Genomic DNA, 15947 nt, shown 5'->3' with positions numbered 1-15947 from the left:
ACATGACAGACTCTACTTTTATAAGGATTCTTGAATAATAGCGTTTAAGTCTGGAGCAAAACGAATCGCGTCCAAATGGTTGGTCTTTAAATACGTCTCCATCCCACTACCACCTGCAAAGAACTTAATCTTCGGATGCTTTTTAGCAAACTCATTCAAGTTTAGTAAAGTTTCCGGATGTTCCTTTAAGGGAACGGAAGTAGAAGCAGAGAGCAAAACAAATTTTGGTTTCAATCGATCGACTAATGCCTCGATGGAACCGGGTGCAGGTGACGAGCCGATCATAAACGACTTCCAGCCGCGGACCATAAATTGTAAAAGCAAAATATGGAGAGGCACTTCGTGATACTCTCCTGGTACACACGCCCCAAGAACTAGGGGCGCATCTTCACGGTAAGGGTAGTTTCGGCGGATTTGTACAAGAAAATCGCGTACAACCATACTTGAGACCGCTTCTTGGTATTCATCCCATTGCTTCTTCTCCCAACGCGTCCCTACTTCTCTAAGGTAAGGTAGAACGACGGAACTTAAGAATAAGTCGAGTCCCAAATTTTGATGCGCTTGGTGAAGTGTTCGGTTTAACTCGAGCTCCTCACAATTTGCACCGTATTCAAGTAATTTAAATACATAATCATTCCACTCTTCTACAACGGGAACGGGAATAGTTTGATTCCCCGCCTGTTCAGCCTCGCGTTCTTTCTCGAGAAGCAACGCAGCTTGTTTAATTGTATACCCTTCTTCAGAAAGACGTTTTACACGAAGAAGCGTCGAGATATCTTGATCTTGATAAAGGCGGTACCCATTGTCCATCCGTTCGGGCTCTATGAGCTGGTACCTCTCTTCCCATTTCCGAATGACTTGTTTCGACAGACCTGTTACATCAGAGACCTGTTGGATATTATAATTTCCCTTCATTAGTCGGCCTCCTTTCAATTTGTTGATTTGATAACATTATACAATAATTTGACGAAGAAAACAATCTTCCTGTATAATTGTTGTAAAGGATGTGTTGAATGTATGGATAAAGCAGGACGTATTTTACTCGTTGGGCTCGTATCAGGACTTGTCCTTAATTATTATTTCAAGTTCATTGAATGGCTAACAGGAGATAAAGTTTATACACTATTGTTAAATGTTGATTATTTTCCGATTTTGAAAAATTACACATTCCCTGAGTGGATTGAAATCAGTTTCCACATGGTCGTGTCGTTTGCATTGGCATTTATCTATGCCTGGCTTTGGAAACGCTGGAACAAGCCGTTCTTGTATACAGTGTTAACAGCACTACTCATTGGATTGATCATCTATCCAACGACAGGGTTTTCAGGTCGGACACCTGAAGTGACCGACTTAAGTGCGCTAGCTTGGTGGCAGACAGGTCACCTTCTCTACGGATGGCTAGTTGCTTGGCTGCTTCAAAGACTTTACACCAAGACAGGAGGATGACTAGATGTTTTTAGCATGGAATGAAATAAAAAAGAATAAATTGCGCTTTGCGCTTGTGATCGGGGTACTGTTCCTTGTCTCTTACCTCGTTTTTTTCTTGACGGGACTTGCAAATGGACTCGCAAACTTAAACCGAGAGGCCGTAGATAAATGGGACGGTGACGGCATCATGTTGACGGAGGATTCTGACCAGAGCCTTCCACAGTCGTTCCTTTCGATTGACGATGCGGATGAACTCGACGCAGAAACTGCTGTACTTGGCCAGTTGAATACCATCGTGACAAGCGGTGACTTGAAACAAGGTGTGGCAATCTTCGGTATTAACGAAGATGAATTTATCACACCAGATATCTCAGAAGGCGAACTGTTCTCCGGAGAAAATGAAGTGGTTGCAGCAGACTTCTTACAAGAAGAAGGATTTGAAATCGGAGACACGCTTACGCTATCTTCTTCCGATGAAGAATTGACCATCGTAGGTTTCACAGAAGATGCGCGCTTTAACGCAGCACCTGTTCTCTACGCGTCACTCGACACATTCCAACTAGTGCGTTTTGGAGAAGCTGCTGAGCAAAATGCAGATCAAGTAAATGGTATTGTCATTCGTTCAGATGATTTATCCGCACTGGATGCGCCAGAAGATTTGGCAATCGTCGATACCCAAACATTTATTGAGAACTTACCAGGCTATACAGAGCAGAAACTAACGCTCGACTTTATGATTTACTTCCTATTCATCATCTCTGCAACAATCGTTGCGATTTTCTTATACGTGTTGACCGTGCAAAAGATCAATATGTTCGGAGTTATGAAGGCTCAAGGAATTTCAAATGGGTACTTGGCACGTTCAGTAGTAGCACAAACGTTTATTTTGGCAGCCGTCGGGGTTGTGACGGGCTACGTGTTGACCCTTGTGACAGGCTTGTTCCTTCCGAACGCAGTGCCTGTGCAATTTGATGGTGTTGCAATGGCCATCTACGGCATCGTGTTAATTGCAGTTGCCATCTTAGGCGCGATTTTCTCCGTATTAACGATAGTAAAAATCGATCCACTGAAAGCAATAGGAGCGTGATGATATGACAGTACTTGAACTCAAACAAGCGAAAAAGACATTCGGCTCGGGTCATAAAAAAGTCGAAGCCCTAAAAGAAACCAACTTTCAAGCCAAAGCTGGAGAAATGATTGCTATTATCGGTCCTTCTGGTTCCGGTAAAAGTACGTTTTTAACAATTGCCGGCGGATTGCAGACACCATCGGAAGGAGACGTTCTGATCAATGGCACTTCTCTAGCAAAACTCAACGAGAAGAAGCTATCCAAAGTTCGATTGAACGAAATCGGCTTTATTTTGCAAGCATCTAACCTGGTGCCATTTTTAACGGTCCACAACCAAATGATGCTCTTAAAGAAAGTAAAAAAAGACACATTAAACGACCAAGAGCTTGAAGATCTCTACAAAGACCTTGGTATCGAAGAGCTTTGCAACAAGTACCCTTCCGACTTGTCTGGAGGGGAACGCCAACGAGTGGCGATAGCAAAGGCTTTGTACACGAACCCATCTATCGTATTAGCCGATGAACCGACAGCCTCTCTGGATTCAGAACGCGCGTATGAAGTGATGGAACTGTTGCAAAAAGAAACGAAGTCGAAAAAGACGACCACACTCGTCGTCACACATGATACGCGATTGATTGACTACTGTGACCGTGTCTTTAAGATGACAGACGGCACGTTACGTGAAGAAGACCATACCCCGAAAGAAGGCGCTGCGCATGACTAAACGGACACTTGTCTGGTTTCGTCGTGACCTCCGCCTTCACGATCACCCTGCGCTAGCACAAGCCGGTCACGATGGCCGCGTGCTAGCTCTTTTCACTCTATCCCCTGAGATGCGCAAATTAGAAGCTTCTTGTTGGTGGTTAGAAGAATCATTGAAAGAACTGAAAAGCACGCTTCATGAAAAGGGAATTACACTTCTAGTCACGGATGAAGATCCAACGACTTGCATACCAAAACTTGTAGACGAACATAACTGTGACCAAGTTCTGTGGAATGACAGCTATGCAACAGACGAGCGAAAGGTAGAAATCGCTGTAAAAAAAGTGTTAGAGGATAAATCCATCACGTATCAAACACTGGATGGAGACCTCCTCTTCCCCCATCACGAACTGACAAAAGACAACGGTGAACCTTATTCGATTTTCACTCCCTTCTATAAACGTTCGCAGCAAGAAACGGTGAAACGACCGGTTGCGATGCCTGAAGAATGGCAAGGGATCCGTGCAAAAACATTGAAGACAATTGAAGAACTAGAACTCCTCCCCGATCATCCGTGGACGAAAAAGTTTGCGAAGCACTGGATTCCAGGTGAAAAAGCGGGCATCAAAAACTTCCAACGATTTGCAAAAGAAGAGATTGGGGACTACAAAAAAATGCGAGACTTTCCAGACGCGCAGGCAACTTCTGAAATCTCTCCGTATTTGACGTGGGGCAATCTTAGCGTTCGCGCTGTCTACTACGCTGCGAAACGAGAAAAGAATGCGGAGCCTTACCTACGCCAACTCGTGTGGCGCGAGTTCGCAAAACGTCAATTGTTAGAGCATCCAACGCTTGAGACGAAGGCGTTGCGGTCTGAATTCGATAAGTTCCCATGGAAAGCAAGTAAAGCCGACTTCGAAAAGTGGAAACGCGGTGAGACGGGCTATCCCCTTGTGGACGCTGGCATGAAGCAGCTTTGGGAAACAGGCTGGATGCACAATCGCGTACGAATGGTCGCAGCTTCCTTCCTCACCAAACACCTTCTCCTTCCTTGGCAGTGGGGAGCTGAATGGTTCAAAGAGACATTGGTCGATTACGACGAGGCGAATAACGGGATGGGTTGGCAGTGGGTCGCTGGGACGGGTATTGACGCTGCGCCGTATTTCCGAATCTTTAATCCCACGACTCAACTCGAGAAATTCGATAAAAACGCGGAATACGTACATCACTGGAAAGCTGAGCAAGATATCGAACTGATCGTCGACCATAAAGAAGCACGGGAACGCGCACTTGAAGCGTATAAGTCTATAAAATAACACAATTGTACTTCTAGACAATACAACCCATGCTATACTGAAAAGGTATTTTATCCAATCAGTTAAGGAGTGACGCATGTGAATGTTCAACCTGCAACACGAATGGAACGCTTCCCTACATCAATTTTTGGAGAACTAAAAAAAGCCGCGGCTGTCCGCACCTCAAATGACTTACCTGTTTATGACCTGAGCCTTGGCAGCCCAGACCTCCCACCAGCAGAAGCGGTCCGTCAGACTCTTTCAGAGAAAAGTGCGCTTGCCACTTCTTATGGTTATACATTGACTGGGACTACACGTTTTTATGAAGCGGTCGCAACCTATTACAAAAATCGTATGGGCGTCTCCTTAGACCCCGAAACTGAAATTATTCAGACAATGGGTTCACAAGAAGGTCTTGTCCACCTCCCTCTTGCGTTTTGCAATGAAGGCGATATTGTCCTGACAACCAATCCCGCATATGTCGCATATGATGCAGGCATCCATGTAGCCGGTGCAATACCTTACTACCTTTCACTTGATGAAGAGAACGGTTTCTTACCGGACATCGCATCGATACCTGATGAAATTGCAGATAAAGCGAAATTGTTGATTTTAAATTTACCTGGCAACCCAGTACCGGCTTTGCCAAGTGATTCGTTTTTCAAAGACGTCGTCACGTTTGCGAAAAAGCACAATATTATTGTTGTCCATGACGCTGCGTACGCTGAATTTTATTTTGATGGAAGCGGACCGAAGAGTTTCTTGGCCACTCCTGGAGCTAAAGAAGTGGGGCTTGAAATTAATTCTCTATCAAAGACCTTTAGTCTGGCTGGGGCACGAATTGCGTACATCGCAGGAAATGCTGAATTGATTGCTGTAATCAAAAGCTTGAAATCTCATCTCGACTATGGAATTTTTGAACCGATTCAGGAGGCAGCCATCACAGCCCTATCGCACGCAGAGGAAATCACTGATAATCTGCGCCACGTATTTTCAGAACGTCACAAAGTATTGCGACAAGGACTTGAAGAACTCGGCTGGAAAGTCGCACCTTCAAACGGTGGTATGTTCATTTGGGCAGCGTATCCGTATCCGATGAAAGACACAGAATTTGTGTTCCACGTATTGCGTGAAACAGGAGTCGTCATGGTACCTGGATCTATCTTTGGTACAGAAGGTGACGGGTTTGCGCGTATTGCCTTAGTTAAAGATGTTGAAGTATTGAAGGAAGCACTCGAAGCTTTAAAAACTCTCCAACCGATAGAAGTTGGATAAGGAGGAAGTTTAGGTATGTACATTTATTTGACAGATACACCGCAAGTGAGCGGTTTTCATTTAAAAGGCGAAACAGAACGTTATATTAACGAATATGAAACTCTGCAAGAACTAGAGGGGCATGGCTATGAAGTGATTGATTCGTCTGGAGAGCTTTCTGATAAAGGATTTTTCGTATTAAATAATATTCCTGTGACGGAAGCAGGTCGCCCCGTGTTCGAACAACGCTTCATGAACCGCGCTCGCGCGATTGAAGACGAACCAGGATTTATCGCGATTCGCGTGATGCGCCCAATGGATTCCAACACATACATCATATTGACGGAATGGGAAGACGAGAAGAATTTCAAGGATTGGCAATCATCACAAGCCTATTCAAAAGCACACGCAAAACGCGGTACTGACGAGGGCATCGACAAACGTCCAGCAATTTTTGATGGACCTAGTTTTGTTACTACGTATAGCGCAAAATAAAACAACCGACCCCGCATCACGCGAGGTCGGCTTTTTATTACTCATATTCTTTTTGAATATCCTTCGTACTACGCACCGTATCAATCGGGCGAACTAACGCTTCGATTTGTTCGCGGCGGCCTTCAAACTTCGGTGGCAATGCTAGCTTCTCTCCCAAAGTCTCATATGGCTCATCATCCATAAATCCTGGCCCATCTGTCGCAAACTCGAATAATAACGGTGGTGCGATTCGTGCATATAATGACTCGAAATAGAATCGGTCGACATAGCCAGATGACGGAATACCCACTTGGTTCAAACGGTCAATCCAGAAATTCAATGCGTCCCGGTCTTCAACGCGGAACGCCACGTGGTGAACCGTACCGAAACCTTGACGACCTGGTGGTAACACGACGTTCTTCTCGATGATGACCGCAGCCCCATTTCCACCTTCCCCTACTTCCATCCACGTCAAATCGCCTTCAGATGCGATTTCACGGAAACCAAGTACTTTATCTAGCATCTCCTTTAAGAAGTCGACGCGGTCGTAGCGGAACACAATCGGACCCAATCCTGTAATCGCAAACTCTAGTGGAATCGGACCGTTCTGCCATGGAGTACCGGAAGCGACTCCACTATTTGTTTCGTCTGAGATCAATTGATAACGCTGGTCGTCAAAGTCAGCAAATTTTACAACTTTACGGCCAAACAGTTCTTCAATTCCTTGATTTTTCACACCTAGACGGTCAAATCGTTTCACCCAATACTCTAATGCTGCATCCGTTGGAACACGGAATGATGTACGGTAGATTTCGTTCGTTCCGTGAGACCCTTTTTGAATTCCTGGAAAATCAAAGAACGTCATGTCTGTTCCTGCGCTACCGCGGTCATCTGCAAAGAATAAGTGATACGTCTGGATATCATCTTGGTTGACTGTTTTCTTTACTAAACGCATCCCGAGCACATATGTGAAGAACTCATAGTTTTTCTCCGCACTGCTCGTGATCGCTGTAACATGGTGGATTCCTTTTAATTCATTCATGATTTTTCCTCCTTGTGTTTCTTTCTGATTTTAGTATACGACGTAATTATCTTGAATTCAAGATATTTGTTTACTAAAAAGCCCATTCCTATAGAATGGGCTAAAGACTCTTAGTTATCATCTAAAATCGAATCGCGTTTTTCAGTAAGGAACGTGAGAACTTTGTTGGTTGGATCATACGATTCCCCATAAAATTCTTCATCTTTGTACGTATGAATATTTTCATACGTCCATTTCATCGCTTCGTACACTTCTTTCTCATCACGTGGTTCAGGCGTCCAGTAAAGAATCTCAAGCACTGTGTTCTCGCCAGTTGCTAGAGAACGACGATTGTATCCAATTTGAGTCGCATGGACAAATCCTTCACGCTGATAGAAACGTAAACGTTTTTCAGTATCTGTATCTTCATAATTCACAGGCTCAACTTCTAATAGAATCGTTTTACCAGTGGCTTTTAGTTTTTCGAGTAACTTCTTCCCAAGACCTTCTCCGCGTGCTTCTTTTGAAACAAACAAGTAGTCGACAAAAATAAAGTCTTTAAATTCCACATACATGAGGACATGCTTTGGCCCCTCATCTTTGCGGTAGACCTTGCCTTTTTCTTCTAGCAACGTCTCCATATGCTCACGTGACTTCATTTCTTCTACAGGAAAGTATTGGTTCAATTTTGTATACCAGTTCATTGTTGTTAGCTCCTTCGAATTTTTCATTGCCCGGAGATTTTTGTTTTTTGCAGCGTACAAGTTGAGGAAAAATCAGGCTAGATAAAAATCCTCACCACGACATGTTTACCCGATATTCGTTATACTTAAACATAAAAGAGGTGTTTTTTTCGATGAAACTGTTTAAAGACCATTTAGATAGGGAATTACAGATTCCTACTTTTCCACAGCGAATCGTTTCAATCTGTCCTGCCATTACCGAAACGCTCTTTGCATTGAACGTTCAGGATCAAGTAGTCGGCCGTACAAAATATTGCATTTTCCCAAAACATCAGGTGGAGACACTTCCTTCAATCGGAGGCACGAAAGATGTTTCCATCGAAAAAGTACGCGCTTTAAAGCCTGACTTGATCCTTGCTGAAAAAGAGGAAAATACAAAAGAAACGGTAGAGCTTCTTTCAGAAATCGCACCTGTCGTCGTGTTTGAGGTCCAGACGATTGAAGATTCTTACCGTCTGATTCGTGACCTTGGAGCAGTGTCCGGTGCGCAACCTGCTGCAACCAAACTTGAGCAAGAAGCGCGCATGTCTTTCGACTCACTACCTAAAGTTTCTGGACAGCCATCTGTCCTCTATATGATCTGGCGCAAACCATATATGGCAGTCGGTGATACTACGTATATCCAAGCAACGTTAGAAGCACTTGGATTCCAAAATGCAGCAAAGCCTCTTGATGGACGCTATCCTGAAATCACACCTGAATTACTTGAAGAACTCAAACCGGATTATCTACTTCTCGCATCTGAACCGTTTCCATTTGCCGAGAAACACAAACAGGAATTTGCAGAGTTCACATCAACTTCTAAGCCCGTGTTAGTCGACGGGGAAATGTTCTGGTACGGTGCAAAAATGACGGAAGCCGCACACTATTTTAAGAAACTTTTTGAAAATGATGAATCCTTCATCATTGACAACGACACAGTAAAGAAGGTAAGATAAACAAAACTTTTTGTTCGGGATGGGTAGAAGATGCCGGAGAGCCGCCATCGCCCTAGAGCAGAGTTGAGATGAGAGAGCAGAGATGAGAAATCCTCGACAAAGAAGAGTACACTGACGCGACATGTCAAAGAGAGCCGGTCATCGCTGAAAGCCGGTCATGTCATCAGCTGGAATGGACTTTGGAGAGTCTTCTGAAAAGGAAGAACGGATGATCCCCGTTACAAGATCTGGAGCGAGTTTTTGAACTCGAAACCAGAGGTGGTACCGCGAACCGTTCGCCCTCTGCAGGCTTTTTGCCTGTGGAGGGCTTTTTTCATTTTCTGCTCCTATGAGAGGAGCCAAGTCCAGATGACACACTATGTGCACGAGTCTCTTAATGGAGATTCTTTAACCCCTATTTCTATCTACCACCGCTTACAAGGCGACCGTAAGTTTTTGCTTGAAAGCTCTTTGAAGCATGAAAAATCCGGTCGCTATTCCTTTATCGGCGCTTCCCCATCCACGATGTATTGTGGGGAAAAAGGCCAGTTGACTGTGAAAGACTTACTGAGTGGGGCGACTGATCAATTTCATGGAGACGCGATGACGCTTCTGAAACAGTTGCTTCCCCCTCCACTTCCCGAAGGTCCTTTCCCCTTTTCCACAGGGGCAATCGGCTACGTAGGATATGAAGTGCTAGGGCATACAGAACCAACAGGCCACCCACTTCCGAAAGCACGAGAATTACCAGACATCTATTTCCTGTGGTATCCAACAGTCGTCGTCTACGATCATCAGACGCATACGGTAACCGTACTAAACAGCAATGGAAATGAAGACGAAGTGGCGCAAGTGGTTGCGGAATTACAAAAGACGCCCACGACTGAGCTTCCCGATGAAGCGACGCCGCTTCACTTTACATCCAACATCACAAAAGACGAATTTCTAGCGAACGTTGAAAAATCGAAAGAATGGATTTATGAGGGGGAAATCTTTCAACTTGTATTGTCGCAAAGACTTTCTGCTTCCATTAATCAGACACCCTTCGCCTATTACCGAAAGTTACGACGCGTCAACCCTTCCCCTTATATGTTTTACATCGACTTCGGGGATGCAGTTGTACTTGGGGCTTCACCGGAAAGTTTCGTACGCGTTTCTGAAGGTGTTTTGCAGTCCAACCCGATTGCTGGAACGCGACCAAGAGGCGCTACGCCGGAACTTGACCTTGCGCTTGAAGAAGATTTGCGGCAAGACCCGAAAGAACGCGCAGAACACGACATGCTTGTAGACCTAGCACGTAATGACGTCGGTCGCCTTAGTAAAGCTGGCAGTGTAAAAGTCACAAAATATCAGCAAGTCGAGCGGTATCAACACGTGATGCACCTGGTGTCGGAAGTCGAAGGACAGCTACTTTCAAACATCCACCCACTTGAAGCACTCACAGCGTGTCTGCCAGCCGGTACCGTTTCGGGCGCACCAAAAATTCGAGCAATGCAGTTGATCAATGAACTTGAGACGACGCAGCGCGGTGTCTACGCAGGAGCAGTCGGCTATTTGAGCGCGAGTGGCAATTTAGATGCTGCCCTAGCAATTCGTACAGCGGTCATCTCTGAAGGTTCCATCGCAATCCAAGCCGGTGCTGGTATCGTGTACGATTCAGACCCCGTGAAAGAATATGAAGAAACGTTACACAAAGCACGCTCTCTTCTGGAGGTGTTCCAATGATTCTCTTGATCGATCACTACGATTCGTTTACGTACAATCTGGCCCAGTACTTTCAAGAACTCGGAGAGCAAGTCGAAGTGGTGCGCTACGACACGTTGACAGTGGAGTCCATCCAAAAAATGAACCCAACTGCTATCGTACTTTCTCCTGGCCCGGGCCACCCAAAAGACTATACAGTCACGCAAAATATTTACAAAGAGCTCCATACTACTTACCCGTTCCTCGGCATCTGTCTAGGGCATCAGTTAATGGGACTTTGCACTGGAGCAGCCATTATCTCAGCTCCGCAAATCTTTCATGGCAAGACCTCACGCTTACAAGATGCAGATACTCAAGAAGAAAGCGGTGTTGTGATGCGGTACCATTCGTTAGCTGTCGATGCAACGACTCTTCCAGAAGAGTTTCTACCTGTCAGCTTCGCACAAGAAGACGGGACATTGATGGAGATGCGTCACCGCACGTTACCCATTGTCGGGATGCAGTATCATCCGGAATCCATCGGAACACCGGACGGCAGAAAACGCTTGGCCAATTACTTACAAGGAGTGATGCGAAGTGAAAGCTACTTATGAGCGAATCCTAGAAGGGGACTACTTATCGCGATTGGAGATGAAACAACTCGCCGGTCAATTTTTTGAAGCAGATGCAGAGGAGAAGTTGATCAAAGATATCTTGCTGGCTCTTCACGCGAGGCAAGAAACGGCGGAAGAACTTGCAGGTGTTGTGGATGCCTTGATGGAACGTGCGACATCCTATCCTACTGTTCCCTTCCCGGTATTCGATATGTGTGGGACAGGTGGCGATCAATCGGGAAGTTTCAATATCAGTACAACAGCTGCATTTGTCACTTCAGGGGCTGGAGTCCGTGTCGCTAAACATGGCAACCGGAGCATCTCTAGCCGTTCAGGAAGTGCCGATGTATTAGCTGCTCTCGGATTAGAACTTACTGTTACACCGGTAGAAAGCGCACATCTCCTTGAGACGACAGGCCTTACCTTTTTATTCGCACCGGATGTCCATCCGGCGATGCGGGTTCTGCAACCGATTCGAAAAGCAATCGGAAAACCAACACTTTTCAATTTGATTGGCCCCCTCGCCAATCCGTATCCGTTAACGCATCAATTAATTGGCGTGTACCGTGAGGACTACCAGCAAACACTGGCTGAAGCGGCACGTCTTCTTGGAAGAAAGCGGGCGGTCATTGTAACGGGTGAAGGGTGTCTTGATGAAGCTTCTCTTGATGGCACAACGCGCTATACTGTGTTGCACGATTCGGAAATCATGACGCACACCCTTACTGCAGAACAGGTCGGGCTCTCCCCACTTCCACGTGAAGCGATTGCAGGTGGCGACGCAGAACAAAACGCACACATTTTACGGGCTGTATTAAATGGCGAGCCTTCAGCTTATTTGGATACGACACTGTTAAACAGTGGACTCGCATTGTTTGCTGCAGGAGCTGCATCTTCTGTCAAAGAAGGAATTGAAACTGCGCGGGAGAGCATTCAGTCCGGCAAAGCACTTCATCAATTGCTGCATTACCCAACAGCTGTGGAGGTAACGTCATGACAATACTAGATACAATCATCGCAACGAAATATAAAGAAGTAGAACAACTGAAAACAACAGTCTTACCGGAGCGATCCATCCCATTACGCCAAAAATTATCGAATACACTCACGCATTCGAATCGCCTTGAAGTGATTGCTGAAATTAAGCGCGCTTCCCCTTCAAAAGGGTTGATACATCCGAACCTTGATGCTGTGGCGCAAGCCAGCCGCTACGTTGCAGGTGGTGCAGCTGCGATTTCGGTTCTCACGGACACCGAGTATTTCCAAGGGTCGTTTGAGGATTTGACGCAAGTAGCAAACTCTACCGATCTTCCAGTATTGTGCAAAGATTTTATGGTCGATCCAATTCAAATCGATGCCGCGTATAGCCACGGAGCGTCCATCATCTTATTGATTGTTGCAGCACTAGAAGTTGATGCACTACACGCACTCTACGATTATGCGACTCGTCTTGGCCTTGAAGTACTTGTTGAAGTGCACGACGAAGAAGAATTGGAAATCGCTCTAAATCTAGGTGCTCAATTGATTGGCGTAAACAATCGAGACCTTCGTACTTTCGAAGTGTCTCTTGATACGACGGAACGGCTGGCACGGAAAATTCCTGCTACTGCGAACGTTCACCTCATTAGTGAAAGCGGTATTGTCTCCCCGCAAGATGCAGAACGCCTAAGTGCTTGTGGTGCCCATGGATTACTCGTCGGTGAGACATTGGTTCGCGCAGATTCAGTGGAAGAAGCGCTGCAAGCATTCCAGGTCGGGAGGGTCGTTCATGACGCGTATTAAGATTTGTGGATTAAAAGAGGCGGAACATGTGGAAGCTGCAGTTTTTGCTGGGGCAGATGCCATCGGTTTTGTATTCGCCCCGAGCAAGCGCCAAATCACGCTATCAGAAGCCGCTGAACTTGCGAAAGCTATTCCGTTCCCTGTCAAAAAAGTAGGGGTTTTTGTGAACGCGACTGCCGAAGAAATCAATGCCACGGCACAAGCCGTTCCTCTCGATTACGTGCAGGTGCACGGGGATGAACCCGACACATTACTGGATGCCATTGAAGTACCCGTGATTAAAGCATTTTCAATCCGTTCAAAAGAAGATTTGGAGCGTGCGTTTGCAAGCCCCGCTCCTCTCGTACTCGTGGATGCACCAGGTACGACACACCGAGGAGGTTCCGGTCACACTTTTGATTGGACGTACTTCCATCAAGTATCAACGTCGAGACCCTTCATTCTAGCAGGTGGATTGACGCCAGAAAATGTAGGAAAAGCCGTACGAGATTTACAGCCCGCTATGGTGGATGTATCGAGTGGCGTAGAAACTGACGGACGAAAAGACAGCGATAAAATTAAGGCGTTCATACGCGCCGTACGGGAGGAATTAGGATGACAAACTATACAGCACCAGTAAAAGGTCGCTACGGAAATTACGGTGGCCAATTCGTTCCAGAGACGCTCATGCACGCTTTAGCAGAACTTGAAGAAGCCTACCTTGACGCGCAAAAAGATCAAGCGTTTAACGAAGAAGTCCGCTATTATCTGGAACAGTACGTCGGGCGTGAAAATCCTTTATATTTTGCAGAACGTTTAACTAAGCATTATGACAAAGCAAAAATTTATTTGAAACGTGAAGATTTAAACCATACAGGAGCGCACAAAATCAACAATACAGTCGGACAAGCCCTCCTTGCAAAACGCATGGGGAAAAAGAAAGTCGTTGCTGAGACTGGTGCCGGCCAACACGGCGTTGCTACTGCAACTGTTAGTGCGTTGTTCGGCCTTGAGTGCACGATTTTTATGGGAAAAGAAGACATTCGTAGACAACAGTTGAACGTTTTCCGGATGGAGTTGCTGGGTGCTAAAGTTGTCGAAGTTACACAAGGAAGCGGTACGCTGAAAGACGCCGTCAACGAGGCTCTTCGTTACTGGGTCACACATGTGGACGATACGCACTACATCATGGGGTCAGTTCTAGGACCTCACCCATTCCCGCAAATTGTCCGAGACTACCAATCCGTAATCGGCCAAGAAACACGGCGCCAAAGTCTCGCGCAATTCGAGCAGTTACCTACACACGTTCTCGCCTGCATCGGCGGTGGTAGTAATGCGATGGGTATGTTCTATCCGTTCATCAATGATTCCGATGTAAAGTTAATTGGTATTGAAGCAGCTGGTCACGGGGTCGCTTCTGGGAAACATGCAGCAAGCTTAACTGGTGGGAAAGTTGGCGTATTGCACGGTGCCATGATGCACCTCTTACAAGATGAAGCTGGTCAAATTCAAGAAGCTCACTCGATTTCAGCAGGCCTTGATTACCCGGGTATCGGACCCGAGCATAGTTACCTGCACGACCTCGGTCGCGTCGAGTACACGTCTGTGACGGACGAAGAAGCATTGACAGCTCTACAACTACTCGCCCAGACAGAAGGCATTATTCCGGCACTTGAATCAGCACATGCACTTGCTCACCTAGACGTCCTCCTCCCAACGACAACCGAAGATGATCATGTCGTCATTTGTTTATCAGGTCGTGGAGACAAAGACGTGCATACAATCCGAGAAGCACTCGCTAGTAAGGAGGAAAACGAATGAGTCGATTAACAAAAGCAATCCAGTCGCGCGTGGAGGCAGGAGAAACTGCGTTCATCCCCTATATCATGGCGGGTGACGGAGGACTCGACGTGTTAAAGGAACAACTGCTATTCTTGCAGAATTCGGGTGCAACAGCGGTCGAGCTAGGCATTCCGTTTTCCGATCCAGTCGCAGATGGCCCAGTCATCCAAGCAGCTGGCCTTCGTTCACTTGCCCATGGAACTACGCTTCGCGACGTTCTTGAGGCTGTGAAGGCACTAAAGAGCGACATCACTCTTCCACTTGTGGTCATGACGTATTTCAATCCTATTTTACAGCTCGGGCTCGATACATTTGCGAACTTGGCCAAAGAAGCGCGTGTTGCAGGTGTCATCGTACCTGATCTTCCACTCGAGGAATCCGAGATTTTGTCTGGTGTACTAGAACCTGCTGGAATCGATTTAGTTCAATTAGTCAGTTTAACGAGCCCGCGCGAACGTGTGGAACGGATTGCGAAAGCTTCCCAGGGATTCGTTTACGCTGTAACGGTGAACGGCATCACTGGGACACGCCAGTCGCTGCCAGAAGAGACATTTAAGCATCTTGCTGCACTTAAGTCTGTGAGCCCAGTTCCAGTGATGGCAGGCTTTGGTGTCTCGACTCCTGAGCATGTACAGCAATTAAGTGAGGTCGTGGATGGCGTAATCGTCGGAAGCTTTGTAGTCGACGCACTGCACCGGGGTGACCGTGACGCAATTCTCGCGCTAATCGATGCAGCGCGTTCTGTGCGAGCAGAGGTTTAACTGATTTCTTAAGGTCTTTCTAGCAAGGGCTTGGATCGCTCGGGGGTTTGTGCCATGGGCGGCTGTTTTTGTGACCTGCGTGAGTTGTTTTGTTTCTCGAGCGAGCGTTTCTGTGCCCTCGAAATTCATTTGTGTGCCCTGAGTCATGTTATGGAAACTAATTTCATCTGCAAGCCCTGATCTCCTAAGATCTTTCTAGAAAACCACACAAAAGAGCCCGACACTCCCCAGAGTATCGGACTCTTTTTCTATTGGTAAAAGACGTTGGTCCAAATCATCGAAACGATACTGGCCCTTACATCCCTATGCTGCTAGTGTCCCCCGAACTAACTCTGGATAAGAGTTGTAAGAGTCTAAATTGGAATCTTCCAATCTAGTGGTCG

General features: G+C 46.2%; 17 protein-coding genes and 1 other annotated feature. Of the genes, 14 read left to right on the top strand and 3 right to left on the bottom strand.

The window, feature by feature from the left end; all coding sequences use genetic code 11:
• Positions 1–18: 18 nt before the first annotated feature.
• Complete coding sequence (locus tag AB5N96_RS05195) at positions 19–915, bottom strand: MerR family transcriptional regulator (protein WP_499704873.1); 897 nt, start codon at positions 913–915, stop codon at positions 19–21.
• Between the two features lie 102 nt (positions 916–1017).
• On the opposite strand from AB5N96_RS05195, the gene AB5N96_RS05190 reads away from it, so the two are divergent.
• From AB5N96_RS05190 to AB5N96_RS05165, 6 genes are all read left to right on the top strand, one after another.
• Positions 1018–1446 carry a hypothetical protein gene (locus tag AB5N96_RS05190; protein ID WP_499704872.1) on the top strand — a complete coding sequence of 143 codons (429 nt, stop codon included), beginning with the start codon at positions 1018–1020 and terminating at the stop codon, positions 1444–1446.
• A gap of 4 nt (positions 1447–1450) precedes the next feature.
• The gene (locus AB5N96_RS05185; protein WP_499704871.1) at positions 1451–2515 is read left to right on the top strand and encodes an ABC transporter permease; all 1065 of its coding nucleotides are present in this window, start codon (positions 1451–1453) and stop codon (positions 2513–2515) included.
• Between the two features lie 4 nt (positions 2516–2519).
• Positions 2520–3221, top strand: a complete 702-nt coding sequence (locus AB5N96_RS05180; protein ID WP_499704870.1) for an ABC transporter ATP-binding protein — start codon at positions 2520–2522, stop codon at positions 3219–3221.
• A complete protein-coding gene (locus tag AB5N96_RS05175; protein WP_499704869.1) occupies positions 3214–4515 on the top strand; it encodes a cryptochrome/photolyase family protein in 1302 nt (433 codons plus the stop codon). Before AB5N96_RS05180 ends, AB5N96_RS05175 begins: the two co-directional genes overlap by 8 nt.
• A 78-nt stretch (positions 4516–4593) precedes the next feature.
• Complete coding sequence (locus tag AB5N96_RS05170; protein WP_499704868.1) at positions 4594–5769, top strand: aminotransferase class I/II-fold pyridoxal phosphate-dependent enzyme; 1176 nt, start codon at positions 4594–4596, stop codon at positions 5767–5769.
• 15 nt (positions 5770–5784) lie between these two features.
• On the top strand, positions 5785–6243 hold the full coding sequence (locus AB5N96_RS05165; RefSeq protein WP_499704867.1) for an antibiotic biosynthesis monooxygenase family protein: 459 nt from the start codon (positions 5785–5787) through the stop codon (positions 6241–6243).
• A gap of 37 nt (positions 6244–6280) precedes the next feature.
• Here the strand turns inward: AB5N96_RS05165 and AB5N96_RS05160 are convergent, their stop codons facing one another.
• The gene (locus AB5N96_RS05160; protein ID WP_204590130.1) at positions 6281–7264 is read right to left on the bottom strand and encodes a ring-cleaving dioxygenase; all 984 of its coding nucleotides are present in this window, start codon (positions 7262–7264) and stop codon (positions 6281–6283) included.
• 110 nt (positions 7265–7374) lie between these two features.
• Positions 7375–7947 (bottom strand): GNAT family N-acetyltransferase, encoded by a 573-nt coding sequence (locus tag AB5N96_RS05155; protein WP_392455721.1) that lies wholly within the window; start codon positions 7945–7947, stop codon positions 7375–7377.
• Positions 7948–8099: 152 nt separating this feature from the next.
• Here AB5N96_RS05155 and AB5N96_RS05150 point away from each other — a divergent pair, with 152 nt between their 5' ends.
• From AB5N96_RS05150 to trpA, 8 genes are all read left to right on the top strand, one after another.
• On the top strand, positions 8100–8924 hold the full coding sequence (locus AB5N96_RS05150) for an ABC transporter substrate-binding protein (protein WP_499704866.1): 825 nt from the start codon (positions 8100–8102) through the stop codon (positions 8922–8924).
• Between the two features lie 84 nt (positions 8925–9008).
• Positions 9009–9210, top strand: a binding site (T-box leader).
• Positions 9211–9272: 62 nt separating this feature from the next.
• The gene (gene trpE / locus AB5N96_RS05145) at positions 9273–10628 is read left to right on the top strand and encodes an anthranilate synthase component I (RefSeq protein WP_499704865.1); all 1356 of its coding nucleotides are present in this window, start codon (positions 9273–9275) and stop codon (positions 10626–10628) included.
• Positions 10625–11200 (top strand): anthranilate synthase component II, encoded by a 576-nt coding sequence (locus tag AB5N96_RS05140; RefSeq protein ID WP_204590134.1) that lies wholly within the window; start codon positions 10625–10627, stop codon positions 11198–11200. The genes trpE and AB5N96_RS05140 overlap by 4 nt, the downstream gene beginning before the upstream one ends.
• Positions 11184–12197 (top strand): anthranilate phosphoribosyltransferase, encoded by a 1014-nt coding sequence (gene trpD / locus AB5N96_RS05135; RefSeq protein ID WP_499704864.1) that lies wholly within the window; start codon positions 11184–11186, stop codon positions 12195–12197. The genes AB5N96_RS05140 and trpD overlap by 17 nt, the downstream gene beginning before the upstream one ends.
• Entirely contained in the window at positions 12194–12982 is a 789-nt protein-coding gene (gene trpC, locus AB5N96_RS05130; protein WP_499704863.1) for an indole-3-glycerol phosphate synthase TrpC, read from the top strand. Before trpD ends, trpC begins: the two co-directional genes overlap by 4 nt.
• Complete coding sequence (locus AB5N96_RS05125) at positions 12969–13580, top strand: phosphoribosylanthranilate isomerase (protein ID WP_499704862.1); 612 nt, start codon at positions 12969–12971, stop codon at positions 13578–13580. The genes trpC and AB5N96_RS05125 overlap by 14 nt, the downstream gene beginning before the upstream one ends.
• Positions 13577–14782: a tryptophan synthase subunit beta gene (gene trpB / locus AB5N96_RS05120; protein WP_499704861.1), complete on the top strand. Its 1206-nt coding sequence runs from the start codon at positions 13577–13579 to the stop codon at positions 14780–14782. Before AB5N96_RS05125 ends, trpB begins: the two co-directional genes overlap by 4 nt.
• The gene (gene trpA / locus AB5N96_RS05115; protein ID WP_499704860.1) at positions 14779–15564 is read left to right on the top strand and encodes a tryptophan synthase subunit alpha; all 786 of its coding nucleotides are present in this window, start codon (positions 14779–14781) and stop codon (positions 15562–15564) included. Before trpB ends, trpA begins: the two co-directional genes overlap by 4 nt.
• Positions 15565–15947 lie beyond the last annotated feature (383 nt).

Source organism: Chryseomicrobium imtechense (assembly GCF_041475995.1).
GTDB lineage: Bacteria > Bacillota > Bacilli > Bacillales_A > Planococcaceae > Chryseomicrobium > Chryseomicrobium aureum.
This window is presented reverse-complemented; position numbering and strand designations above follow the sequence as displayed.